At 69.1% G+C, this 23,598-nt stretch carries 23 protein-coding genes and 1 pseudogene; 13 read left to right on the top strand and 11 right to left on the bottom strand.

The window, feature by feature from the left end; translation table 11 throughout:
- Positions 1-134 precede the first annotated feature (134 nt).
- The 4 genes from RYH80_RS07745 (at position 135) to RYH80_RS07730 (ending at position 5,217) form a co-directional block, all read left to right on the top strand.
- On the top strand, positions 135-1,289 hold the full coding sequence (locus RYH80_RS07745; protein ID WP_370903277.1) for a thiamine ABC transporter substrate-binding protein: 1,155 nt from the start codon (positions 135-137) through the stop codon (positions 1,287-1,289).
- Complete coding sequence (locus tag RYH80_RS07740) at positions 1,250-3,244, top strand: ABC transporter permease (RefSeq protein WP_370903276.1); 1,995 nt, start codon at positions 1,250-1,252, stop codon at positions 3,242-3,244. Before RYH80_RS07745 ends, RYH80_RS07740 begins: the two co-directional genes overlap by 40 nt.
- Positions 3,241-4,419, top strand: coding sequence for an ABC transporter ATP-binding protein (locus RYH80_RS07735; protein ID WP_370903275.1), 1,179 nt, complete (start codon positions 3,241-3,243; stop codon positions 4,417-4,419). The genes RYH80_RS07740 and RYH80_RS07735 overlap by 4 nt, the downstream gene beginning before the upstream one ends.
- 264 nt (positions 4,420-4,683) lie before the next feature.
- Positions 4,684-5,217 (top strand): hypothetical protein, encoded by a 534-nt coding sequence (locus tag RYH80_RS07730; protein ID WP_370903274.1) that lies wholly within the window; start codon positions 4,684-4,686, stop codon positions 5,215-5,217.
- Between the two features lie 46 nt (positions 5,218-5,263).
- Here RYH80_RS07730 and RYH80_RS07725 read toward each other — a convergent pair whose 3' ends face one another.
- The 3 genes from RYH80_RS07725 to RYH80_RS07715 form a co-directional block, all read right to left on the bottom strand.
- Positions 5,264-6,454, bottom strand: coding sequence for a M24 family metallopeptidase (locus RYH80_RS07725; RefSeq protein ID WP_370903273.1), 1,191 nt, complete (start codon positions 6,452-6,454; stop codon positions 5,264-5,266).
- Positions 6,455-6,559: 105 nt separating this feature from the next.
- The gene (locus tag RYH80_RS07720) at positions 6,560-7,207 is read right to left on the bottom strand and encodes an HAD family hydrolase (RefSeq protein ID WP_370903272.1); all 648 of its coding nucleotides are present in this window, start codon (positions 7,205-7,207) and stop codon (positions 6,560-6,562) included.
- A gap of 93 nt (positions 7,208-7,300) precedes the next feature.
- Complete coding sequence (locus tag RYH80_RS07715) at positions 7,301-8,044, bottom strand: DNA polymerase sliding clamp (RefSeq protein WP_370903271.1); 744 nt, start codon at positions 8,042-8,044, stop codon at positions 7,301-7,303.
- 149 nt (positions 8,045-8,193) lie between these two features.
- Here RYH80_RS07715 and RYH80_RS07710 point away from each other — a divergent pair, with 149 nt between their 5' ends.
- Together RYH80_RS07710 and RYH80_RS07705 are read left to right on the top strand one after the other, a co-directional pair.
- On the top strand, positions 8,194-8,724 hold the full coding sequence (locus RYH80_RS07710; protein ID WP_370903270.1) for a DUF433 domain-containing protein: 531 nt from the start codon (positions 8,194-8,196) through the stop codon (positions 8,722-8,724).
- 52 nt (positions 8,725-8,776) lie between these two features.
- Complete coding sequence (locus RYH80_RS07705) at positions 8,777-8,935, top strand: hypothetical protein (RefSeq protein WP_370903269.1); 159 nt, start codon at positions 8,777-8,779, stop codon at positions 8,933-8,935.
- Here the strand turns inward: RYH80_RS07705 and RYH80_RS07700 are convergent.
- Entirely contained in the window at positions 8,908-9,531 is a 624-nt protein-coding gene (locus RYH80_RS07700) for a hypothetical protein (protein ID WP_370903268.1), read from the bottom strand. The two genes, RYH80_RS07705 and RYH80_RS07700, sit on opposite strands and share 28 nt — an antisense overlap.
- A gap of 74 nt (positions 9,532-9,605) precedes the next feature.
- The gene (locus tag RYH80_RS07695; RefSeq protein ID WP_370903267.1) at positions 9,606-10,847 is read right to left on the bottom strand and encodes an MBL fold metallo-hydrolase; all 1,242 of its coding nucleotides are present in this window, start codon (positions 10,845-10,847) and stop codon (positions 9,606-9,608) included.
- Between the two features lie 145 nt (positions 10,848-10,992).
- Between RYH80_RS07695 and RYH80_RS07690 the strand changes: the two genes are divergently transcribed.
- The 3 genes from RYH80_RS07690 to RYH80_RS07680 all read left to right on the top strand — a co-directional run bounded on the left by RYH80_RS07690 (position 10,993) and on the right by RYH80_RS07680 (position 12,950).
- The gene (locus RYH80_RS07690; protein ID WP_370903266.1) at positions 10,993-11,244 is read left to right on the top strand and encodes a hypothetical protein; all 252 of its coding nucleotides are present in this window, start codon (positions 10,993-10,995) and stop codon (positions 11,242-11,244) included.
- A 417-nt stretch (positions 11,245-11,661) separates the two neighbouring features.
- A complete protein-coding gene (locus tag RYH80_RS07685) occupies positions 11,662-11,946 on the top strand; it encodes a DUF8028 family protein (RefSeq protein WP_370903265.1) in 285 nt (94 codons plus the stop codon).
- A gap of 326 nt (positions 11,947-12,272) precedes the next feature.
- Positions 12,273-12,950 carry a VOC family protein gene (locus RYH80_RS07680; protein ID WP_370903264.1) on the top strand — a complete coding sequence of 226 codons (678 nt, stop codon included), beginning with the start codon at positions 12,273-12,275 and terminating at the stop codon, positions 12,948-12,950.
- 48 nt (positions 12,951-12,998) lie between these two features.
- Here the strand turns inward: RYH80_RS07680 and RYH80_RS07675 are convergent, their stop codons facing one another.
- The 4 genes from RYH80_RS07675 to RYH80_RS07660 all read right to left on the bottom strand — a co-directional run bounded on the left by RYH80_RS07675 (position 12,999) and on the right by RYH80_RS07660 (position 18,013).
- Positions 12,999-14,384 carry a hypothetical protein gene (locus RYH80_RS07675; protein ID WP_370903263.1) on the bottom strand — a complete coding sequence of 462 codons (1,386 nt, stop codon included), beginning with the start codon at positions 14,382-14,384 and terminating at the stop codon, positions 12,999-13,001.
- A gap of 159 nt (positions 14,385-14,543) precedes the next feature.
- Positions 14,544-16,109, bottom strand: coding sequence for a sulfatase (locus RYH80_RS07670; protein ID WP_370903262.1), 1,566 nt, complete (start codon positions 16,107-16,109; stop codon positions 14,544-14,546).
- Positions 16,110-16,635: 526 nt separating this feature from the next.
- A complete protein-coding gene (gene pspAB, locus RYH80_RS07665; protein WP_370903261.1) occupies positions 16,636-17,241 on the bottom strand; it encodes a PspA-associated protein PspAB in 606 nt (201 codons plus the stop codon).
- 43 nt (positions 17,242-17,284) lie between these two features.
- On the bottom strand, positions 17,285-18,013 hold the full coding sequence (locus tag RYH80_RS07660; protein WP_370903260.1) for a hypothetical protein: 729 nt from the start codon (positions 18,011-18,013) through the stop codon (positions 17,285-17,287).
- 142 nt (positions 18,014-18,155) lie between these two features.
- On the opposite strand from RYH80_RS07660, the gene RYH80_RS07655 reads away from it, so the two are divergent.
- From RYH80_RS07655 to RYH80_RS07645, 3 genes are all read left to right on the top strand, one after another.
- On the top strand, positions 18,156-18,809 hold the full coding sequence (locus RYH80_RS07655) for a potassium channel family protein (protein ID WP_370903259.1): 654 nt from the start codon (positions 18,156-18,158) through the stop codon (positions 18,807-18,809).
- Between the two features lie 335 nt (positions 18,810-19,144).
- Positions 19,145-19,531 carry a hypothetical protein gene (locus RYH80_RS07650; protein WP_370903258.1) on the top strand — a complete coding sequence of 129 codons (387 nt, stop codon included), beginning with the start codon at positions 19,145-19,147 and terminating at the stop codon, positions 19,529-19,531.
- The gene (locus tag RYH80_RS07645; protein WP_370903257.1) at positions 19,531-19,923 is read left to right on the top strand and encodes a hypothetical protein; all 393 of its coding nucleotides are present in this window, start codon (positions 19,531-19,533) and stop codon (positions 19,921-19,923) included. The genes RYH80_RS07650 and RYH80_RS07645 overlap by 1 nt, the downstream gene beginning before the upstream one ends.
- Before the next feature lie 266 nt (positions 19,924-20,189).
- Here RYH80_RS07645 and RYH80_RS07640 read toward each other — a convergent pair whose 3' ends face one another.
- Together RYH80_RS07640 and htpX are read right to left on the bottom strand one after the other, a co-directional pair.
- Positions 20,190-20,903 carry a creatininase family protein gene (locus RYH80_RS07640; RefSeq protein ID WP_370904684.1) on the bottom strand — a complete coding sequence of 238 codons (714 nt, stop codon included), beginning with the start codon at positions 20,901-20,903 and terminating at the stop codon, positions 20,190-20,192.
- A gap of 310 nt (positions 20,904-21,213) precedes the next feature.
- Positions 21,214-22,089, bottom strand: a complete 876-nt coding sequence (gene htpX, locus RYH80_RS07635; RefSeq protein WP_370903256.1) for a zinc metalloprotease HtpX — start codon at positions 22,087-22,089, stop codon at positions 21,214-21,216.
- 122 nt (positions 22,090-22,211) lie between these two features.
- Between htpX and RYH80_RS07630 the strand changes: the two are divergent.
- Positions 22,212-23,183: pseudogene (locus RYH80_RS07630) on the top strand (PrsW family intramembrane metalloprotease); the annotation flags it as partial.
- Positions 23,184-23,598: the final 415 nt, after the last annotated feature.

Below are 23,598 nucleotides of genomic sequence, written 5' to 3'. Positions count from 1 at the left end.
CGAGACCGCACGACTGCGTGACGAATCGGAGCGGGTAGGGTCCGAGTCCGAAGAGCACGGCGACCCCGGCGTCCGACGAGACGACCGATCCGGAATCCGTCGTCTTTTGTACAACGGGCTACGACCACTGGGTAATGAAGCGACGAACCTACCTCGGTGCGGTCGGTGCGGGTGCCGCGGCGCTGGTGTCGGGGTGTCAGGCGGAGCCGGTCGCGACGGAGTCGGAGACGGCGTCCGGATCTGGGAGCGGCGAGACGGAGACAACCGGCGCGACGACGGGGACGGCGACGGAGACGGCCGACACGCTGGTCGTCGCCACCTACCCGCCGTTCGTGAACGCGCCGAGTTCGAGTCCGGGCGCGTGGCTCAAACGCCGGTTCGAGGAGCGGTTCGACGCGACGCTGATCTACCAGACGCCCGAGAACGAGCTGAACTACTACCTGGAACGCGCGATCCAGGGGGTCGACTTCGAGACGGACGTGTACGTCGGACTCGACACGGAGATGCTGTTGCGCGTCGACCGGAAGCGTGGCTCCGGGCAGTTCACCGAGCCGCTGTTCCGGAGCGCCGACGGGATCGGCCGCCGCGACACGGTGCAGTCGGACCTGGAGTTCGACCCGGACGGGCGTGCGGTGCCGTTCTCCTCTGGGTACATCTGTCTCGTCTGGGACGCGACGGCCGAGGACGGCACGTTCACGGCGCCGGAGACGTTCGAGGAACTCGCGACTTCGGGGACCGCCGCACAACTGCTCGCACAGAACCCGACCTCCTCGTCGACCGGGAAGGCGTTCATGCTCCACACCGTCGACCGGTTCGGCGCCGACGGGTTCCTCGACTACTGGGACCGTCTCCGGGAGGACGGCGTCACCGTGCTGGGCAACTGGTCGGACAGCTACGCCGCCTACGGCGAGGGTGAGGCGGCGATGGTGGTGTCGTACTCCACCGACCAGGTGTACGCCAACCGCTACGACCAGAACATGGACCGCCACCAGCTGCGGTTCCTGAACGACCAGGGGTACGCGAACCCCGAGGGGGCCGCGGTGTTCCGCCAGACGGACAGCCCACAGTTGGCCGAGCAGTTCGTCGACTTCCTGCTCGAACCGGAGATCCAGGCCGGGATCGCCAAGCGGAACGTCACGTTCCCCGCGATCCCCGACGCGCCGCTGTCGGACACCTACGACGAGTACGCCGTCGCACCGCCGGAGGCGGTGACGTTCTCGTACAGCGAGTTGAAGGGGAAGGTCGGCGAATGGACGGACCAGTGGTCGAGACGCTTCGCGAACGGCTGAGGCGGTACCGTCGACGAGCGGCCGCCGCGGCGCGACGAGTTCCCGGTCTCCGGACGACGGGCGGGGACACCCGGACGGCGGGCGACAACCCCCGGACGACGAGCGACGCTGCCTCGGACGCGACCCAGTCGCTCGCCGGGCGTGTCGAACGGTTCACACTCCCCGCACTCGCGGCCCTCACCGCCGCCTTACTCGTCGTCGTCTTCTACTACCCGGTCGCGACGGTGTTCGTCGAGGCGGTCACCGTCGACGGTCGGCCGTCGCTCGCGCCGCTGGTCGGCGTCGCGACGGACCCGTTCTACCTCGGCTGGCTGGGCGACCTCTTCGCCGATCCCGTCGGCACACTCGCCGACGTGTTCGGCGAGCCGGGCGAGACCCTCGCCGCGGTGGTCGCCGACCCGGTCGGGGCGCTGCTGGCGCTCGGCTCACTCGGGCGGTTCGGGTTCACGGCGTGGCAGGCGGCGCTGTCGACGGTCGCGAGCGTGCTGCTCGGCCTGCCGGGTGCGTGGGTGCTCGCGCGCTTCGAGTTCCGCGGGCGGGAGACGATCCGGTCGCTGACGATCGTCCCGTTCATCCTCCCGTCGATGCTCGTCGTCGTCGGCTTCTACGCGGCGTTCGGCGCCAACGGCACCCTGAACACGGTGTTGGCGGTTCTCGGACTCGCCCGCCTCGACCTCCTCCCGTCGCTGCCGGCCATCGTGCTCGCACACGCCTTCTACAACGCGCCGTTGGTGACACGTGTCGTCGCGAGTGCGTGGGAGAACGTCGACGCCGGTGCCGTCGAGACGGCGCGGTCGCTGGGTGCCTCCCGACGGCGGGCGTTCCGCGACGTGGTCGCGCCGCAGCTGCTCCCGGCGGTGTTGATGGGCGCGACGCTGACGTTCGTCTTCACGTTCGCCTCCTTCCCGATCGTGCTCGCGTTGGGCGGCGCGCGGCTGGCGACCGTCGAGGTGGTGTTGTACTCCGCGATCCGCCAGTTGGAGTACGGGGAGGCGGCGGCGCTAGCCGCACTGGAGTCGGGGATCTCGCTGGCACTGACGGCTGCGTACCTCCGGTACGAGCGGCGCCAGCGGACGGAACGACGCGGCGGGCGCCCGCTCTCGCGGCGGCGACTGCTCCCGGACGGGTGGCGCTCGGCGGCCGCGTGGACTCGCACGCGACTGCTCTCGCGGGCGGCGGTCGCGGGGTACACCGCGATCGTCGCGGTCGTCTTCCTCGGGCCGGTCGCGAGCGTCCTGTACGAGAGTGTCGTCGTCGACGGGCAGTTCACGCTCCGCGCGTACCGGTTCCTGCTCGACCGCCAGACGACGGGGGCGTCGTTCCAGGTGAAGCCGTGGCCGGCGGTGCGGAACTCGTTGGTCTTCGCCGCGACGACGCTCGTGATCGCGCTCCCGACCGGCGTGGCGATGGCGGTGGTGACGACCCGCTCGTACCGCGGGTCGACGCTCGTCGACGCGGTGACGATGGCGCCGCTGGCGGTGTCGGGTGTCGTCGTCGGACTCGGACTCCTCCGCGGGCTGGTGTTCGGCGTGACGGCGTTCGGCTACCGGCTCTCGGCCGCGGGCCCGGTCGCCGTCGCGGCGGCCCACGCGGTCGCGGCGTACCCGTTCGTCGTCCGGAACGTCGCCCCGGCGCTCGGGGGACTGGACGGGCGACTCGTCGAGTCGGCACGCAGTCTCGGGGCGAGTCGCGTCCGCGCGCTCGTCGACGTGGAACTCCCGTTGGTGTGGCCGGGGGTGCTCGCCGGTGCGGCGTTCGCCCTGGCGGTCAGCGTCGGCGAGTTCGACGCGACGGTCGTCCTCGCGGAGGGGAGCGGGGCGTACACGATGCCGATCGCCGTCGAGCGGTACGTCGGTCGCCGACTCGGTCCGGCGACCGCGATGGGAACGGTGTTGTTGCTGGTCACCGCAGTGTCGTTCGTGCTGGTCGACCGCACGGGAGGTGACGGCTGGTGACCGACGACGCCGCGACCGTGTCGTTCGACGCCGTCCGGAAGGAGTACGGCGACACGGTGGCGCTCGACGGGGTGGACCTCGCGGTCGAGCCCGGGGAGTTCTTCACGCTCGTCGGCCCCTCGGGGTGTGGGAAGACGACGACCCTGCGGACGCTCGCGGGGTTCGAGTCGCCGACGAGCGGGACGGTCCGCATCGACGGCACGGACGTGACCGGCGTCCCACCCGAGGAGCGCGACATCGGCGTCGTGTTCCAGAACTACGCGCTGTTCCCGCACATGACCGTCGGCGAGAACGTCGGCTACGGGCTCCGGTTCGCCGCGCCGCCGGGCGACGTGTCGCGCGACGAACGGGTCCGAGAGTTGCTCGCGCTGGTCGACTTGGAGGGGTTCGCCGACAGGGAGCCGGACACCCTCTCCGGCGGCCAGCGACAACGGGTGGCGTTGGCGCGGGCGCTGGCACCCGGCCCGCGGCTGCTGTTGCTCGACGAGCCGATGTCGGCGCTGGACGCGCGACTGCGCGAGCGCCTGCGGACGACCGTCCGCGGGATCCAACGCGAGTTGGGGATCACGACGGTGTACGTCACTCACGACCAGGCGGAGGCGCTGGCGATCTCCGACCGCGTCGCGGTCGTCAACGACGGCGGCGTCGAACAGGTCGGGACGCCACGCGCGGTGTACCGCCGTCCGGCGACGCGGTTCGTCGCCGAGTTCGTCGGCGACAACAACGTCTTCACCGGGGAGGTCGTCGCCACCGGCGCGCACGCCGACGAGCGGGTGAACGACGTGAGGGCGACCGACGAGCGGGTGAGCGACGAGCGGGACGGAGACCCGACGACCGACACACTGGCCGCCGCCACCGACGCCACGGCGGCGACCGTCGCGGTCGGTGAGCGACGACTGACGGTGGCCGTCCCCGGAGACGACCCGGTCCGCGTCGGCGACCGGCTGACGCTGTGTGTCCGTCCTGGTGCGCTGGCCCGCGACGCGACGACGAACCGACTCCAGACGACGGTCGCGGAGGCGGAGTTCCTCGGCGAGACCACCCGTGTCCGGTGCGACTGGAACGACCGGACACTGACCCTCAGACTCGCCGACCCGCCGGCGGTCGGCGAGCGGGTGACCGTCGGCTTCGCTCCCGCGGCGGCACACGTCGTCGCAGTCGGACGACCTGGGTGAGCGGCCTCGGACCGGGCTGTGCCGTCGGGGACGGTCCCGACCGACGTGTGGGTACGGCCCCGCCCGGAGGGACGGCGTGACTTACTGCCCGCCCGAGCAGCCGTGCGCCCCGACCGTCTCTACCGCCGGCGGAGTTAGACGACCGGTGTTGTATTTATTTGTAAATAGCAGTAGGAAAATGTACGATATGAGTTACTTTGATTGTGTCGGGATTGGTACTACACCGGTAAGACAATCTAAGTGATCTCGCTCCGTGGTGCCTCTGTGCCGACGTTCGAACCACTGGACGACGGGGTAGAGGTTCGGGGGAGTGCGATCCTGTCGATCGTCAACGGCGTGCCGGACGCGTTCACCGGGCAGGCGAGAGAGCTGCTGGCCGAGAACGGGATCGAGGACCCACAGCCGGACGAGTGGTACTCGCAGGCGGCGTACCTCGACGCCTACCGGGCGGTCGCCGACCGGGTCGGGGAACGGACACTGGAGCAGATCGGCCGGTCGACGCCGGAGAACGCCGAGTGGCCTCCCGGTGTCGACACGCCGCTCGCGGCGCTGGAGTCCGTCGACGACGCCTACCAGATGAACCACCGCGGCGGGGAGATCGGCTCGTACGAGGTCGTCGACGGCGACGACGGCCGCGCGACGGTCCGGTGTCGCAACCCGTACCCGTGTGTCTACGACCAGGGGCTACTGCAGGGGACCGTCGAGGTGTTCTCCGACGACTACGCGTCGATCGACGAGACGAGCGACCGCTGCCGCGAGGACGGCGCCGACGCCTGTACGTACGAAGTCACCTGGTGAGACGCCGCGTACGGCCGTCGCCCCGGCGTGTCCACGTCGTCGTCGCTCAGTCCGTCTCGGACAGCCGTCGCAGCCGTGTCTGTGGCGGGACGACCCACTCGGTGCCGTCGTCGGTCACGCGGACCATCTCCTCTTGGCCGACGTACCCCCACTCCGTGTCGACACCCAACTCCATCGTGTACATCTCGCCGGCACGCACCTCGCCGCGCGGGGCGTCGCCGTACCGCTCCCACTCGGGGCCCAACAGCGTCCCGCCGTCGTGGGCGACGCGGCCCACCTGGTGGCCGAAGGCGTGTTGGAACGCCGGGTGGCCCCGATCCGTCAGCGCCGCGCGCGCGGCGGCGTCCACCTCGTGGCCGACCACGCCGGGTTCCAGTACTTCGTGTCCCGCGTCGATCGCCGCCCGCACGTCGCGGAACACCGCCCGCAACTCCGCGGACGGCTCGCCGCGGACCCACAGCCGCTGGATGTCGGCGGCGTAGCCGTCGCGGCGCACGCCGAAGTCGACGTGGAGCAACTCTCCCTCCGGGAGCGTGTGCTCGCCGGGGAGGGTGTGCCCCACCTCGCTGTCGCCGCCGAGGTGGACCGTCGGACAGTAGTCGCGGGCCCACGCAGTCCCCAAGCCGCGGTCGTCGAGCAACTCGTGGAGTGTCGCTGCGAACGCCGCCTCGGTGGTCGCCGGGCCCCACGTGCTCGCCGCCGTCTGGAGCAACTCCTCGGTGGTCTCGGCGGCACGACGCACCCGCTGGCGTTCCGTCTCCGACTTCAACCCCCGGACGCGCCGGACGATCGGCCCGGCGGAGACGAACTCTCTGTCGGGGAGCAGCGACTCCAGCCGGCGGAACAGCCCGTGTGTGAGCCCGTCGGCGGTGTCGTCGTCCGCGTCGTAGTTGAGCGCGAGTGTCTGTGGCCCGTCGCCGCTCGTCCCGATCTCGTCGAGTGTCGTCCGCAGCGGCTCGGCGATGGACTCGTCGTACGCGCGTACCTCGTGGACCCCCAACTCCTCGGCGTTGGGTGCGTCGTGGCGGCCGAGGACGACCGTCGAGTCCTCGGGGCCGATCACGACCGCCGTCGGCCACACCACGTCGAACCCGAGGACGTACGGCAGCGCCGGCTCCGGGACGGCGTCCGTCTCTCGACAGAACGTCACCCAGGCGTCGACGCCGTCCGTCTCTGCCACCGCACGGCGCGACTGCGCCACCTTCTCCGCGACCAACTCCGTGTCCAGTCCGTTCACGTCGAGTCGTCACGACCGACCCGCCAATGAACGTGTGGGTGAACTCCACCGGGCCCACTCGCCCGTACTCGACGTGCCGCGGTCACTCGGGTACGAGGGTGGCGCTCACTCCGGTACGTCCGCGGTCGACTCGCGGATCTCGGCGACGGCGTCGGGCACGTCCGTCGGCGTCGCGACGTGGGTGGCGTGCCACCCGGCGGTCCGAGCGCCGGCCACGTCGGCGTCGCGGTCGTCGCCGACCATCCAGCGGTCGGCCGCCGGGAGCCGCTCGGCGGCGAGGTCGAACGGTGCGGTACGTGGCTTGTGGGCGCCCGCCTCCTCGCTGACGACGACGGCGTCGACGTACTCGTCCAACTCGTGGTGCGCGAGCTTCGACCGCTGCCACGTCGTCACCCCGTTCGTCAGCACGCCGACACCGACGTCGTCGCTCGCCTGCAACCCGGCGAGTGTCTCGACCGTCGCCCGCGGGACGTGTGTCTCGGCACACTCAGCCTCGTGGAGCGCGTCGACGAACGCCGCCGGGTCGGCGCCGGCCTCGGCGGCGTCGATCCCCGCCCGCGCCGCCTGCCGGTACGGCTCGTCGGCGAGCTCCTCCAGCAACGTCATGAACTGCTCGTCGTACGCCTGGACGAACGTCGTCCGTTCCTCGCCGTCGAGACCGACCGTCTCGCAGGCGCGTTCCAGCACGACGCCGTAGCTGTCGAAGTCGAGCAACGTCCCGTCGAGGTCGAACCAGATTGCCGTGTCGAACATCCTGTCTGATCGCGTCGCGTGGTGCGGCCACCGGCGACCCGCGTGTCGTCACGCCGGTGACGGGCCGTCACCCGGTCGCGCCGCCGCCCGGACTCAGTCGCTCTGAATCCGCGGCGCGAGCATGAACGTGACGTGTCCGAGCCCCTCGGCGAAGTCGTAGTGCATCTTCACCGGGAAGTCGTCCCCGAGTTCGACGCGGACCTCCGCGTCGTTCGGGATCGCCTTGTTCATGTCCTTGAGGTAGTCCAGCGAGAACAGCGAGTCCGCCGCGCCGGCCTGCAGCTCGATCAGGTCCTCGCGACCGAGCACGAAGTCGACGTCGTCGGTGTCACCCTCTGCCTCGATGACGAACGTCTCCTCCGTCTCGTCGACCCGCAGTCGGATGTAGTCGCTCACCATGTCGGCGGCGGTGATCCCACGGTCGATCTGGGCACCCTCCGGGACGATCTCCGCCGGCAGGTCCAGGTCCGGGATGTCCGGCTCCTCGCGGATCGAGTCCGGGTCGATCAGCGCCAGCGTGTACGACAGCCCGTCGATCTGGATGTGGAGCTTGCGGGTCTCCTCGTCCAACTCCATGTTGATCAGATCGCCGCTGTCGGCCATCGAGGCGATGTCCTCCAAGCGACTGAGGTTGACGCCGATGACGCCGCCGTCCGCCTCGTACGACTCGAAGGCGGCCGCCTCCAGCGAGAGATCCACCATCCCGACGTTGGCCGGGTCGACGGCCCGGATCACGAGTTCGTCCTCGTTCAACCGGATCTTGCACTCGTCGACCAACACGCTCACCGAGTCGAGCGCGTCCCGGAGGGTCGACGCGCTCACGATCGCCGTGAACATATGGAGTCACCTACGGTCGGTCCCGGTGAAAATACCGTCGATTCGACCGGCAGTGTGCCGTCACGGCCGCCCGCTTCACCCCACGCCGGCAGGTGATACAGGTGTTCCAACCCACAAAATCATTACCCGTGGCACACGTACACTGATCCGTGACGAACACCCCCGACAGCCCCGGCGACGACACGGTGGTAGCGGACGCGGCGTCCACCGACGAGTCGGCGCCCGGCGAGGCGACTGCAGCCAGTGACGAGGCGGCGGCGCCCGGCGAGGCGACTGCAGCCAGTGACGAGACGGCGGCGACCGGTGACGGCGCGGCGGTGAACGACGGGGTCGCGACAGACGGTGGCGTGGGAGACCCCCTGGAGCCGTCGTTCGAGTACCCGGAGGAGACGTACCTCCGAGACGGCGAGACCGTGCGGATCGTCTGTACGGACGGTGTCTTGGACGGGAAACCCCGGATCGACGGCCACCGCGTCGCGGTCCACTACGTCTACGCGAAACACGAACGCGGCCGGACGGTCGCACAACTCCGCGACGGGATCTACTCCGAGCTGACGCGCGCCGAGATCGAGTCGGCGCTGGAGTACGCCGAGGACCACCCGGACGTGCTCCAGGACGTGGCGCGGATCGAGGAGGCCGAGTGGCGACGGATCGGCGCAGAGTCGGCCGACGAGACGTAGATCTCACAACCCCGAACAGATTTATACTGTACCGACGGCAACCCGACACACGATGGAGTCGTCTCGCACCAAGGCGTCCACGGCTCGTGATCACGAACTCCCGGAGTCGGTGAGCGCCGACGACGTCGGACGGATCCAGTTGACGTTCTACGACGACCGAGTCGCGGACGACGACGCGTTCGATCAGCCGTCCGACTCCGATCGGTCGTAGATCTCGACGTTCGACGCTACACGCTGGAGTTCGTCCTCACCGTACCGCTCTTCGACACCGGCCACGGTCTCTTCGACTGGAGCCAGGTACCGCGTCTCGCTGTTCTCGACGATCGGTCGAACGACGAGCAGGTCGTCCGCAGAGTGAAAGAACGTCTCGAAGCTCGGGTTCCCCCCGCCCCACGACCCGTGTCTCTCGACGCTCTCGAGTGGAATCCCGACCACCGGGTGTGGCAACCCTTCGGCACTCGCCACCTGTGCTCCAACGAGTCCGTTGTGGTGGATACAGTGCCGCAGTCCGATCAGACGCGGGACGGCGTGTCTGATCGGACGTGCCTCTGACAATCGTACGCCACACTGGTCTCGAATCGTCGCGAGAACTTCCCCCAGCATGTGGAGCAAACTGGTAAACTGGTACAGCGACCACTCGAAGTCGTTCAGATCTCGCCAGATCTCTCGCTTCCCGGCGTACGGCGTGTCGTACGACTCGGCACAGGCACGTGCCTTCCCGACCACCTCGATCCGTCTCTCCGTGAGCTGGGTGCGGACCGTCTCGACTTCGACGAGTTTCCTCGCAGCGAACCCCACGTCGGACATCGTGGACAGACTGCCCCCACGATACGGTATAAGCATCCGGCGTCGGCTACGGCGGTTCCGTCGGAGACGCTCGGCTACACGGTCACCGTCTCGCCCAACTCCGGGGCCGAGGCGGTGTAGCCGTCCTCGCGGAGCGTGTCGGCGAACGCGACACAGTCGTCGCCGTGGTTGACGAGGACGGTCGCGTCGCGGTAGGCGTCGAGGAACGACCTGATCCCGGCCTCGTCGGCGTGTGCCGAGAAGTCGAACTGATCGACGCGGGCGCTGACCCGGAGCATCCGGCCGTCGATCTCCGCACTCCCGGTCTCCAACAGTTCCCGACCGGGTGTCCCGGCGACCTGGTAGCCCGTGAGTGCGATCTGGTTCGTCGGGTTCGCGCGGACCGCCGGCACGTACGTCATCGCCGGCCCGCCCGAGAGCATCCCGCTGGTGGTGACGACCGCGACGGGTTGGTCGGCGATCCGTCGCCGCTGCCCGTCGCGGCCGGTCACCTCGCGTGCGTGCCCCGCTGCCCGGTCGAGTGCGTCCGGGTCCCGGACGTACTCCGGGTGTCGCCGGAGCATCGCCGTCACCTCCACGCCCATCCCGTCGACGTAACACGGCACGTCTGCGCTCGCACAGACGAGCAACATCTCCTGTGTCCGCCCGATGGCGAACGCCGGGACGATCACCGTCCCGCCCTCCCAGATCGTCGTCTGCACGCGGTCGAGGAACCGCTCCTCGACGTGTTCCCGGGGGTCGTGCGAGACGCCGGCGTAGGTGCTCTCGCACACCACCACGTCGGCGTCCGGGCGTGCCGTCGTCCCGGCGACGAGTCGCTGGTCGTCCGTGTGGAAGTCGCCGGTGTACAGCAGTCGGGTGTCGCCGTCGTCGACGAGGACGTGTGCGCTCCCGGGGATGTGGCCGGCGTCGAAGAACGTCACCTCGTACCCCGCCGCGGTGAACGACTCGCGGTAGCCGTGTTCGACGGACACCTCGCCGAGTCGGCGGACGGACTCCTCGCCGAACGGACACTGCGGACTGTTGCCGTGGAGTTTCAGCGTGTCGCGTGCGAGTCGGCGCGTGAGCTGCCGTGTCGGCGGCGTCCAGTGGATCGGCGGCCGGTCGGTCCCCGAGAGCAGCGCCGGAACGGCACCGACGTGGTCGAGGTGACCGTGTGAGACGACCACCGCGTCTGGGTCTACCTGCCGGGCGCTGGCGACGGGGTACGAGGGCGGCGTGTCCGCCTTCATTCCGTAGTCGAGGAGGAGCGTGTCGTCGACCAGGAGGGCACTCCGCCCGACCTCGCGTGCCCCGCCCAGGAACCGAATCTCCATCGTGGACCGGTACGGTCGCCGTCGGTTTCACCGCGTCGGTCCGTCGACTGCGTCCGGTGACGGCTGCTGCGGCGGCCGCCGGCTCCCTCCCCGTGGCGACCCCCGAATCCAAAGACCCGAGTACGTTCGGTCCCGTGTGTCGCGTGTGAGCAGCGAGACGTACGTCTGTCCGGAGTGCACGACCCCCGTCGAGCGGGACTACCGCGTGAAGTACCTCGTCCGGACTTGTGACGAGTGTGGGACGAACGGCCGGTTCCTCAACGAGTCGCTGACCGACGTGGTCGAGGGCATCCCCGAGGAGCAACGCCCGGACGACTGGGCGGACACGCCGCTCGACGAGCGCGTCCGGTACGCACTCGAAGAGGGCCTGATCGACTGGGCCGACCTCGACCCCTGATCGACTGGGCCGACCTCGACCCCTGATCGACTGGGCCGATCTCGACCCCTGAGCGCCCGGTCCCGGTCGACACCTACGGGGCACTCTCCCCACGCTTGTTCTCTCGGCGGTCGCTCACTCGACGGTCGTTCTCCCCGGTCCGGCGACGCCGGTCGACCGCGCGCTCGTCGCCCGAGCCGTCCGACCACCGATGTACTCGCGGGCTCGGGCGTGATCCCGGTCACCTCTGCGGGTGTACGACCGACACGACGAGACGCACTCAGATCGAAGCGTAAACTGTCTAACTGCCTCCGAACTGTTCGTAAAGAGTCGGTCGTCGTGGAGAACCGGCCGTAAAATCACGTGAGTCGGTGGAAAGACACCCGAATCTCCGGCAACGAACGACCCCTTATACGGGGGTGCCAGTCCAGGGATCGGGTGGAGCGATCCACCGTGTCTACCTCCGACACCCCGACGACGTTGGTCCGCACCGCGACGCGAGCACTGCCCTCCCTCGGGGCGGCGACGAGCGAGCGCGTCCCGACACTCGACCGCACCACGCTGGCGGCACCCGTGCGCGCCGTCGCCTTCTGGACGGCGGCGTTGGTGCCGTTGGTGTACCTCCCGCTGTTGGCCAGCGGGTTGACCGCCCAGCAGATCCCGACGCTGCTGGGGCTGATGACGCTCAACGCGGTCTCGCTCGTCGTCGGACACGGTCACTGACACGCGGGACGCTCCCCGCCCTCCACCGGTCCCCGCGACGCGAGCCCTCCACCCGACCCCGCCGCGGTCCCCCTCCACGCCCGACACCCGACCCCACCCGACGCCCGGACTCCCGATCCGGGCCCCGACACCCGACCTCACCCGACGAATCCGACACGGCACACGACCCCGCGCCGTCACCCTCCACACAGACGCCCTCTGCACCGTCGATCCCGACGGAGACGACCCAGTTCTCGACGACACTCTCCCAGCCCGGTGACACTCGTGTCACCTGCTTGTGTCCCGGTCCCGCGGGTTGCTAAGTGCGTCCCGCTCGTAGGAGTGATGTGACGAACACGGACTCCGACACCGCGGACGAGGCCCAGACGGGAGCCGAGCGATCGACCGACACTGACGGCCCGCCGGTCTCGGCGTCGCCGCCGGACACGACCGTTCAGACGACCGGGACGGACCACGTGACACTCGTCGGCTCGAACGCGGACGACACGGTCGCGTTCTACCGCGACGTGCTCGGGATGCGACTCGTGCTCCGACAGCCGAACCTCGACCGGCCGGAGGTGACCCACCTCTTCTTCGACAGCGGCGACGGCCGACTGGTGACGTTCTTCGTCGACGAGTCGCGCGACTCCGAGCCGGCGGATCAGGAGCCGGGCGTCGGCGCCGTCCACCACCTCGCCTTCCGGATCGACCACGAGCGGCTCGACGCCGTCCGCGAGCGACTCGCAGACGGCGGGTACGGCTACAGCGAGTACGACCGCGGTGCGTTCCACGCGCTGTACACGACGGACCACAACGGGCTCACGATCGAGTTGGTCGTCGACAAGTACGCCATCCCGGACGACCGCCGCGCCGAGGTGCTCGCACACGCCCAGTCGGAACGCGTCGCCGCCGACGACGACTTCGTCGACGACGACCACGTCGAGGCCGCTCTCGACGCCCTCGACCTCCCGGTCGAACGTCGCGACGTGCCCGACGCGCCGGCCGGGCGAGGCTACACGGAGTGACACGTAGCGAGCGAACGTTCGCCCGTCTCACTACCGTGAGGGGGCGTCTCACCGCGGCGCGGATCGCCCGCGGTCGGCGACCTGCGCGGCGAGTCCCGCGACGGCCATCGCCGCCTCGCGGGGGTCCAACTCGCGATCGACGGACCGGGTGTCGAAGCCGACCCAGCCGTCGGCGTCGGGCCCGTAGCTGAACTCTCCCGGCACGTCGAGTTCCCACAGGAGTTGGAGCCGATCGAGCTCCGGCGGCACCGAGACGAACCCGTAGAACACGTCTCCGATCCGCCCGAGTTCGCAGGCGTACCCCTCGTGTTCGAACGCGCTCACGAGCGCCGCGTCGTGGCCCCGTGCCGACACGCGGTCGACGGGATCGGCCGTCTCGCCGCCGCCGCGCCGTCTCGTCCGGTCCGACTCCGTCGCCGGTGCGGTGTCTCTATCCTCTCGCTGTGCGCGGCCGGTGTCACCACCAGGCTGTGCGCGTCCATCGTCACCACCAGGCTGTGCGCGGCTGGCGTCGCCATCACCCTCGACGGGCCGCTCCGACCGATCGGTCGTCGACTCGGGTGTCGCTGACTCGCGAGACGGAGCGTCGGATCGCCCGCGTTCCGCTTCCCTCTGCTGCCGGTCGTCGTCTCGTCGCCGGGGCTCGGACGCACCCTCCCGTCGCTCGTCGTTCGACTCCGCTCCCGAGTCGGGTGGCCGTTCGCGGCTCTCTCGTCGGGAGTCGCTCGACCTGCCACCGGTGTCGGCAGCACGCGCCGCGTCGAGCGCCTCGGAGAGGCGCTCGTCCAACTGGCCGTCGTCGTCTCGCCCCGTCCGCTGCTCTCTGCCGACTGGCTCCGACTGTCTCCCACCGCTCGCCGCCTGCCGGTCGTCACCTCTGTCCGGTCGTCGCTCGCCAGCCCCGCCTGTCCGCCCGTCACCGTCGCCACTCGCACGTCCGTCACCGTCGCCACTCGCACGTCCGTCACTGTCGCCACTTGCTCGCCCGTCACCGTCGCCACTACCGCGCCGGGCGCCGGCGCCGACCTCGTCTGCGCGTCCGAGGTCGTAGGTCCGTTCCTCCCTCGTCCCCCCACTGCCCGGGTCGACGGGTGACCGTTCTCCGCCCGTCCGCGACGGTCCCTCGGCCGGTCGGTCGCGCCGTCGGTCTCGCCGCTCGCGCCGACGTGCGTCCTCCGCGTGTCTGTCGGCTCCCCGCTCTCGTCTGTCGCCGTCGCTCGTCGTTCGTCGCCGCCGTTCGTCGGACTCTCGCCGCTGGCCGTCCGAATCTCGTCGCCGCTGCTCGTCTGATTCTCGCCGTCGCTCGTCCGCGTCTCGTCGCTGCTCGTCCGCGTCTCGTCGCCGTTCTGCGTCCGAGTCTCGCCCTCGCTCGCCACTGGACTCTCGTCGTGACCCGTCACCCTCGTCGCTCTCGCGTCGCTCGCGGTCGGTCACGGACGACCCCCCCAGCGTGTTCCACGGCGATCCGACGGAGCGCGTGTCACGGGCTCCTCTACGGCGTCCGGTGGTAAAACGGTCCGGTCCGTCGTCGCGCGTCGTCGGGTCGTCCCGGTCGATACCGGGCTCCGTCGGGTCGTCGTAGTCGCCGCCACCTCACTCAACGTACCCGAGGTCTTGGAGCCGTTCGCGCGCCTCGTCGTCCATCTGGTCCAGCGAGTCGTCGGACACGTCCGCGTCGTCCGGTTCGGTCCAGGCGCCGCCGACCGCCTCCTCGAAGGCCGCGAGCCGCGACTCCGTCTCTTCGATCACCGGATCGTCGCCGTCGGCGAGGTTCTCCGTCTCGTCCGGGTCCTCGTCGAGTCGGAACGCCTCGTCGTCGATCCGCGTGATCCGGACGTACTTGCCGGCCGTCCCACGGGCGGCACGCATCCGCGAGTAGAACCGCGAGTCCTCGGGTAAGGCGACGCCGGCCGCGCTCGCCTTCTCCTCCAACTGCTTCAACTCGACCACGGGCCGGGAGTACTCAACGAACCCGTGTTCGCCGTCGACGGCCGCCGCCTGGCCCGGATCCGGCTCCGTCGCGTCCGCGAACGCCCGGTAGTCGTCGGCCAACAGCGACCGAGTGCGGTCCAGCGGGACGCTGTCCTCGTCGGGCGCCACCGGTACCCCCGCGGTCACGTCGAGGGTGTCCAACACCGTGTGGTACAGGTCCAGCAACTCGACGGTGTCCTCGCGGCGGTCCCCGTCGATCTCCGGGTGTTTCACCAGCAGCGGGACGTTCACGAGCTGGTCGTACAGACAGAACTCGTGACCGTACAGCCCGTGTTCCCCGTGGAGTTCGCCGTGGTCCGCACAGACGACGACCGCCGTGTCGTCCCAGCGGTCCGTCTCGCGGAGCCAGTCGAACAGCCGCGTCAACTGGGCGTCGATGTGGGCGATCTCCGCGTCGTACAGCCCCTCGATCGCCTCCCACTCGTCGACGTCGATGTCGCGTGCGCCGGCGTTGAACTCCTTGGAGTTCTGACACACCTCCGTCGAGTCGACGCCGGGTGCGAACTCCTCGGCGTACTCGTCCGGCGGGTGGTACGGGAGGTGTGCGTCCATCAGGTTGACGAACGCGAACCAGTCGTCCCCGCTCGCCTCGGCGTCGTCGACGAACGACTGCGTCCGGTCGATCACCGCCGGCGTCTTCGAGTCCGACCCCTCGCCGGAGGCGAAGTACTCGTGGGCGACGTTCCCCAGCGAGACGAGTTTGTCGGCGACGGTCCGCAGCGTCTCGTTGTCGTTCATCGTCTTCCAAGCCTTCGCCAGCGGCCCCGACAGCAGGTCGCCGGGCATCACCTGGAAGAAGTTGTCCTGATCGTCGAACCCGTCCGTGAGGTGGGTGTACGGCGTGATCCAGGCGTTCGAGGAGTAACACGCCGTCGCGTACCCCTCGCGGGAGAGCGACTCCGCGAGCGTCGTCGCCCCCTCCAGGTAGGGGTTCTCCTGGTCGGCGCCGTGGTGGCTGGGGTACATCCCGGTGAACAGCGAGGCGTGAACCGGGAGCGTCCACGGCGCGGGTGCGACCGCCTCCTCGAAGACGGTCACGTCCGACTCGGCCGCGAAGGCGTCGAGTCCCGGGGTCGTGTCCGGCTCGTAGCCGTACGGCCCCAGGCGGTCCTTCCGGACCGTGTCGAGGACGACGAACAAGACGTTGTCTGGCGAAGCCCGACTCATAGAGATGCAAGGCGGATACCCACCCGTTCAGGGGTGGGAGGAAGCCGACACGGGCTTCCACTTGCTGTGTTTACCGCGCTATACTGGCTTCCGTGTGATTTTAGTGTCATTCGTGTGTACATTCGGTTACACTCCGAGGTGGCCAAACTGGACGCTTCGGAGGGGCTGTCGTAGGCCAGCCCCGAACAGCGGGACGCCGACCACACCGCTCCGCCCGCCAATTCGGTGGCGCGACGTGTGTGAGTCCACGCTGAATTAAAGCGACGCGACACGCCAGCGCTCCTCACCGGATAAAGCCTGGTGAGAGTACGCCCGAGAGAACCACACAGTTCGCTCTGGCAGAACCGGCGTGGTGCAGTCCGCCACGGTCTGTCGCAGGTCGGTGGTTGGAAACCCATCATGGGGGAAATGCCACGGCCTTCAGGCCGTGGTAGCTTACACCCGTAACGCGGACCGCGCGCGAGGAAACCTCTTCTGGTTCTCGCCGTCGCCGTCGCCGCTCGGTGAACTCTCCCCGTCGGCGCGGCTACTCCCAGGGGTGTCCGCCGGCCCGGTCGGGCCACAGCGCGTACCAGTACTCCTTGTCCGACTCCACGTCCAACTCGCCGTCGAGGACCGACTCCAGCTTGAACTCGAGTTGCCCGTCGCGGTCGCCGTTCCGCGGCGCGAACGGGTAGTACGCACCTCGGCGGAAGGAGTAGATCCAGTAGGCTCGGTCCCCGTCCGGTCGCTCGAACCCGAAGACGGCCGCCAGCAGCCGGGAGCCGTAGCCGCGTTCGACGAAGGTGTCGGCCGCGAAGTGGATCGACGTGACCAGGTCCTCCTCGTCGTCGTCCTCGAGCACCACCCACTCGTAGCCGTGACTGTCGCTGTGGAACGCGAAGCTCGTCCCGGTCTCCTCCTCGCCGGCGTGGAGCAGGTCCGCCACCTCGTCGACGGTGTCCGAGAAGTCCGTCGAGTCCACCCCGGAGAAACACAGCGCCGCCTCCCCGACGGACTCGAAGTCGAGGTCCGCGTACATCGTCACGTACGCCGTACTCATCCCGAACAGGTCCTCGGGGTCGGCCGCTCTCGTCGCGTCCGCCTCCGCCTTGATCCCCAAGGCGGCCTTCACGCCGTCGAACAGTCCCATACACGACGGTGGGAGGCGAGCGGTGAAAAACCGCGGGGGAGTGTCACCCCGACAGCTCCGGCACCCACCGCGTCGACTCGACGTCGGGCCCGTAGTTCACGCCGATCTCGAGGTCCGATCGCTCGAGGTCGGCGTCGATCGTCGCCACGTTCCAGAGTGGTCCCGTCTCCCTCGCGTCGAGCTCGTAGCCGACCTCCGGTAGGAACTGGTCGAGGTGACCGACGCGTTCGAGCTTCACCGCTCGAACTCGATCGTAGTAATCACCCGTGCCTATCCTGGGCCGGAACTGGTAGTCGTCGGTGACACACCCGGGGAGGATCAGCGTCACACCGGAGTCGAACCACCACGTGCGCTCGTCGGCGGTGTCGTTGGTGATCTCACCCTCGACGATCACCAACTGCTCGCCGTCGGCGGTCCGCTGTGTCCCCGGTTCGTCTTCCAGTCGGTACGTCTGTGTGAACTCCAGCGACTGGATCGTCACGGCCCAGCCGTCGAACCGAACGGTCGTTCCGAACGGGACCCGCCGTCCCCCGTCACCGGGACACAGCGGTGTCGCCGTCGGGTCGTCGGTCTCCGGCTCGGCGTCGGTCGGCGTGGACGAGTCCGTGTCCGTCGGCGTGTCGCTCGGCGTCGGTGACTCGGTGGCGGTCGGCGTGGGGCTCGGCCGCTCGCTCGCCGTCGGCGTGGGTGACCCGTCGTCCCCGCCGAACACACTCAGACACCCCGAGAGCGACACTCCGACTGCGGCCGCGAGAACCGATCTCCGTCGCACACCCCCGGCCTCGGTCTCGTCTGTAGTGTGTTTTGTGCTCTCGATCACGTGTGAACCCACCACTCTTTCCAACACGAGCACACCAGACGCGACGCGCCCCGCGACCCACTCTTTTTAGTACCACCCAGCGTCACCTGCGAGTATGCGAGTCGTCATCGCCGGCTACGGTCGCGTCGGATCGCGCACTGCACGCGTCCTCGACGAGGAGGGCCACGACGTGACACTGGTAGAGAACGTGCCGGAGAAGGCCGAGACAGCCCGCGAACGCGGGTTCACCGTCGTCGAGGGCGACGCCTCGAACCCGAGTGTCCTGGAGGAGGCGGGCATCGAGGACGCCGACGCGGTCGCCGGACTCACGGGGAACCCGACGACGAACTTCGAGATCTGTTCGCTCGGGAAGGAGTACGGCTGCCGGACCGTGATGCGGCTCTCGGAGGACGTACCCGACGAGATCTACGACGAGTACGAGGCCTCCGTCGACGAGGTGATCTACCCCGAACGGCTCGGTGCCGCGGGGGCGAAGACCGCACTGCTCGGGGGGAACTTCAACGCCATCGGCGAGTTGACGGAGGACCTCCAGTTGACCACCGTCACCGTGACCGAGGACGCCCCCGTCGTCGGTCGCCGCGTCAACGACCTCTCCGTCGACGGCGCGCGGATCTACGCTCACGGCCGCGAGCGCGAGTCGCTCACCATCCCGCTGCCAGGCACCGAGATCGAGGCCGGCGACCGCCTCGCCATCGTCGTCGAGGGCGCACAGATCGGCGACGTGCGCGACGCGCTGTTGGGTGCGTAGGGGTACGACTTCTCGTCGTCTCGCCGTCGGTGTCCACCGACAGACACCGTCCGGCACCCTCGCGAACGGTCCCGTTCGCCCGGCTCGACTACATCGTCTACGGCCTCCTTCGTCCGTGCTCTCCGAGATGCCGTCGTGAGGTTCGTCCGTCGAACTCGGTACACGAGGGTACGACAGTACACCCGTACAGTGTCCCATCACTGACGGGTGTCGCGACGACGCCGGCAGAACGCCGTCGCTGTCGTCCCACAGTGTGCACCGTGTACGATGTCGTCGACCAGAGATCGAGACAGCACACCAGTACACTCTTACGACCGCACGACCGACTCGAACGTGTGCCAATCGCTATCGAAGAGTTCGAAGCCGTCTCCGAGCAGACGACTCGACCCACGAGCGAGGTGATCGTCGAGTTCCTCTACCGGAACCGTGACGCCGCCTTCACCCGTGGGGAGATCGCCGAGGCGATCGGTAGAGAACCGAACACAGTCGGGACGAACCTCACTCGGTTGAAGGATCGCGGTCTCGTCCGACACAGGGGAGACTACTGGGCGATCACGTCGGACCACGACCGACTCGTCCGCGACAGTCGATTCGCCGACTCCCTCTCTCGTCTCGCCGAGACACACGACGCGACCGTCGAGAGTGAGTCGGACGCCGAGGCGTGGAGCGAGGCACAACCGGACCGGGCCCACCCGAGTGAGCCGCCAGACGACGCGAACTGATGTCGACAGACCGTCGGTACGAGGCTGGCGACGTGGTGTGGACTGCCGATCCGTTCAAGACCGGTGACGGACTCGAACGGCTGTTCCTCGTCGTGAGCAGACGAACCCACCCGTTCGACGAGGAGCAGTTCGTCGGGGCGACGGTCACGACGACGGACCACGGGGTCGCACACCCGCTCCGCGACGAGTACTGGGAGTACGGTGGCACCCCGAGACAGTCGTACGTCCTCCCGCTCTCGTTACACACACCTCGCCTGTCGAACGTACGTGCCCCGGCGGGGTACGACGCCATCGAAGACCCGTGGCAGGGACGAGTGACCGAGGCGTTCCTCACGAACGTGATCGACGAGATCGTCTGGACGCTCCGGCGTCCTCGACGCCCCGTCGGGTGATTCCCCCGATCTTCGTGCGTGTCGAGCGTGGGTGGTGATCACACGGTGGACGCGGACCACACCCGTCCCCGTCGATCCACCACCGATCACGATCACACCGGTCTCCGAGGAGTGGTCCGGGTCGCCTGTGCCCGCGTACGACCGCTTTGCGCCACCCGTCGACACGTCGTCTCACGGTGACGGGAGTCGTCGATCGCTCCTCCGCCGGTAGAGTGACAGCGCCGAGACACGCGGCGACTCGGTCCGACCCCCGTGGCCGACGACACTCACCAGCCGTTCTCGATATCCTCCCGTAACGCCCTCAGAATCTCGTCGGTCGTCTCCGAGACGATCTCGGCGACGGCGGCGGGGTCGCCGTTCGTCGGGTCGCCCAACCCACCCTGCTCGGTCACGTCGTCGAAGTAGCGGTACGTCCGCGTCTGCGGGAACGAGCGGGTGTCCTGTGGCTCCGTCTCTGTCTCGCGGACCAGCTCCGGCCGGAACAACTCGACGACACTCGTCTCGTGGTCGCCGGCGTGGCCCCACTCGTCGCCGAACTCCTCCTCCAACGCGTCGCGGGCGAAGTCCGTCCAGTGGAGCAGGTGTGTCGTCACGTCGTGGTCGCGGCCGAGACGGTCGACGGCCATCGACAGCGGCTCGCGGTTGCCGCCGTGGCAGTTGAGCAGGAGGAGTCGGTCGACGCCGTGGTCGGCCAGCGACGCGCCGATCTCGATCACCGCGTCGCGGTAGGTGTCTTGCGACAGCGTCACCGTCCCCGGGAACGCCATGTGGTGTTCGGAGTAGCCGTACGAGAACACCGAGAGCCGGACGAACGCGAGGTCGTGGGCGGCGGCCGCCTCGCACAACTCCGCGGAGAGGTGGTCCGCACGGAGCGAGTCGACGGACACCGGGAGGTGTCTCGCGTGTTGTTCGACGCTCCCGGTCGGGAGGACTGCCGCGTCTGCCGTGAGCAGTGCGTCGCCGGCCTCCGGCCACGTCATCCCGTAGAGGTCGTCGTCCGTCTCCGGTCGCTCCCCCGTCGTCCCGACGTGGTCGCGGAAGTCGGCGGCGGTGTCGTCGGGGTCGCTCGTCGCGTCGCCGTCCGTACCGGTCGTCGGATCGTCCGTACCGGTCGTCTCGTCGTCCGTACCGGCCGTCGGATCGTCCGTACCGGTCGTCGAATCGTCGTCCGTGCCGGTCGTCTCGTCGTCTGTGTCGGTCACGCCCGGACGAGCGACCGGCACCGTGTAAGAACTACGGGTACCGGAGCGGTCGGTGTCCGCGTGCCAGTCTCGCGGCGGGGCAGGCGCCCTACCGCGTCTCCATCTCCTTCTCCAACTCCTGGAGTCGCTCGACGCGCTTCTCCGTCGACGGGTGGGTGGCGAACACCTTCCCGATCACGCCCTTCCGGATCGGGATGACGAAGAACGCGTTCATCTCCGACTGCCCCCGGAGGTCGTCGTCGGGCACCTTGTCCATCCGGCCGTCGATGGTGACCAACGCGGACGCGAGCGCGCCGGGCTTCCCGGTGATCGCCGCGCCGCCGCGGTCGGCCGCGAACTCGCGGTACCGCGACAGCGCCCGGATCAGCAGGAACGAGAGGATCCACACGACGAACGAGGCGACGATGGCGACGATCGCACCCCCTCCACCCTGTCGTTCGTCGCCCCCGGCGAACAGCCACCCCCAGCGGACGACCAGGAACGCGATCGTCGAGAGGAACGACGCGATCGTCATGATCGCCACGTCGCGGTTCTTCACGTGGGCGAGTTCGTGCGCGAGCACACCCTCCAGCTCTTCGTCGTCCAGCGTGCGGAGCAGCCCCTGCGTGACACAGACGGTCGCGTTCGACTTCGACCGCCCGGCCGCGAACGCGTTCGGGACGCGCGTGTCCGCCACGGCGACCGTCGGCTTCGGCAGGTCCGCCTGCTGGCTCAGCCGGGTGAGTTTCCGGTGGAGCTCCGGGTACTCCTGTTCGGACACCTCGTGGGCGCCCATCGAGTACAGCGCGAGCCGGTCGCTGAAGAACAACTGTGCGGCCATGAACAGCCCCATGCCGAGCACGATCCCGAACAGGTTGACGCCGTACAGCGTCAGTGCCCCGAGGAACCCGGCGTACAGGGCGGCGAGTAACACGACGACCACGACCATCCGCGTGCGGAGGCCCCAGTCGGTCTCCCAGTCCATACGAGAGTAGAGGTGGGCGAGCAGTTAAACGGTGTCGCACGCTCTCGGAGACGGCGACCGTGACGGGACACGCCACACGACCGGGGCAAAACGTTACCCGGGCGGGGTCCGACGATCGAGATATGTCGTCCGAGGAGACGAGCGACCCCGTCGAACGGTCCAGCGACGCGCGCGACGACGTGGATCTCTACGAGATCGCGACGTGGGAGGAACGGAGCCGACTCGACGGGTTCGCCGTGGCGGTCTACCGCCTCCTCTCGGCGAGCGCGCGGTGGATCGTGATCCTCGGCGGATCGCTGTTGCTGCTCGGGATCGGCGGGTTCTCGGCGGTGACGGACCCGGCCGTCGGCGTCCTCACGGCGCTGTCGGCGCTGCCGGCGTTCGGACTGGCCGTGTACGTCTACCGCTCGGACGTGAGCCGCGAACCGGCGACACTGTTGTTCGGGACGTTCCTGTTGAGCGTGATCACCGCCACGTTCGCGGCCGTCCTCAACGGCGCGACACAGGGACTGTTCACACAGTTCGGGTTCCTCGGGCTCGTCGCGTTCTTCTTCCTGTTCGTCGGGCCGGTCGAGGAGACGGTGAAGCTGTTGGCGGTACGGCTGTACGCCTACCGCGACGAGCGGTTCGACGCTGTCCTCGACGGCGCGGTGTACGGCGCCGCAGCCGGGCTCGGGTTCGCGTTCATCGAGAACGCGCTGTACATCGAGCGGGGGCTGATGGGGTCGGAACTCGGGACGGGACTGGCCGTGTTCGGCGCCGGCGCACAGATCACCGCCACGCGGGCGCTCGCCGGCCCCGGACACGTGATCTACTCGGCGTTCGCGGGCTACTACCTCGGGCTGGCGAAGTTCAACCCCGACCACCGCGGACCCATCGTCGTCAAGGGGTTGTTGATCGCGGCGGTGATCCACGCGATCTACAACAGCACCGTCGGCATCGGCTCGACGGCCTTCGAGGTGCTCGGCCTCCCGCCGCTGGTCGCGAGCTTCGCGTACATCCTCCTGTACGACGGCCTGTTCGGTGCGCTGTTGCTCCGGAAACTCGGCCGGTACCGTCGGGCGTACCGATCCGTCGACGCCGACCGGCCGGCACGCGACGGCGACCCCGTGGCGGCTCCGACCGGGCCGAGCACCGTCGACGAGGGCGTCCCGGTGGACTACGACGCACAGTCCGACGACACCGCCGAAGCGAGTCCGAACGCGGAGTCGTCTGTCGACGGTGGACCGTCCCCGGACGCGGGACCGACGACGGACGGAACGGAGCGTCGCGACGACGGTCACGACACGCACCCCGGCACGCCGACCACGTCTCACCAGTCCGACCACCCGACGGTCCCGGACGGCGAGGGGTCGGACGCGGCGGAAGACGGCGACGGGAGTGACACGTCGTGACTGCCCTGCACCACAGAGAATCAGACGTGATAACCGAACCACCTCGACGACACGGCACTTCGCCGCCGTCCGCCCGCAGGCGGTCTATTATCGGGTCCGATAACCGACGGGGAGG

This window comes from Halobaculum sp. MBLA0147 (genome assembly GCF_041361345.1).
Lineage (GTDB): Archaea > Halobacteriota > Halobacteria > Halobacteriales > Haloferacaceae > JAHENP01.
The sequence above is the reverse complement of the archived record's forward strand: the minus strand, read 5'-3'. Positions and strand labels throughout refer to the sequence as shown.

Bases quoted from the DNA above. Each gene is read 5' to 3' on its own strand.
- RYH80_RS07745 (WP_370903277.1), top strand. From the start codon at position 135: ATGAAGCGACGAACCTACCTCGGTGCGGTCGGTGCGGGTGCCGCGGCG.
- RYH80_RS07740 (WP_370903276.1), top strand. From the start codon at position 1,250: ATGGACGGACCAGTGGTCGAGACGCTTCGCGAACGGCTGAGGCGGTAC.
- RYH80_RS07720 (WP_370903272.1), bottom strand. From the start codon at position 7,207: ATGTTCGACACGGCAATCTGGTTCGACCTCGACGGGACGTTGCTCGAC.
- RYH80_RS07715 (WP_370903271.1), bottom strand. From the start codon at position 8,044: ATGTTCACGGCGATCGTGAGCGCGTCGACCCTCCGGGACGCGCTCGAC.
- RYH80_RS07705 (WP_370903269.1), top strand. From the start codon at position 8,777: ATGGAGTCGTCTCGCACCAAGGCGTCCACGGCTCGTGATCACGAACTC.
- RYH80_RS07700 (WP_370903268.1), bottom strand. From the start codon at position 9,531: ATGTCCGACGTGGGGTTCGCTGCGAGGAAACTCGTCGAAGTCGAGACG.
- RYH80_RS07695 (WP_370903267.1), bottom strand. From the start codon at position 10,847: ATGGAGATTCGGTTCCTGGGCGGGGCACGCGAGGTCGGGCGGAGTGCC.
- RYH80_RS07670 (WP_370903262.1), bottom strand. From the start codon at position 16,109: ATGAGTCGGGCTTCGCCAGACAACGTCTTGTTCGTCGTCCTCGACACG.
- pspAB (WP_370903261.1), bottom strand. From the start codon at position 17,241: ATGGGACTGTTCGACGGCGTGAAGGCCGCCTTGGGGATCAAGGCGGAG.
- RYH80_RS07655 (WP_370903259.1), top strand. From the start codon at position 18,156: ATGCGAGTCGTCATCGCCGGCTACGGTCGCGTCGGATCGCGCACTGCA.
- RYH80_RS07645 (WP_370903257.1), top strand. From the start codon at position 19,531: ATGTCGACAGACCGTCGGTACGAGGCTGGCGACGTGGTGTGGACTGCC.
- RYH80_RS07640 (WP_370904684.1), bottom strand. From the start codon at position 20,903: ATGACGTGGCCGGAGGCCGGCGACGCACTGCTCACGGCAGACGCGGCA.
- htpX (WP_370903256.1), bottom strand. From the start codon at position 22,089: ATGGACTGGGAGACCGACTGGGGCCTCCGCACGCGGATGGTCGTGGTC.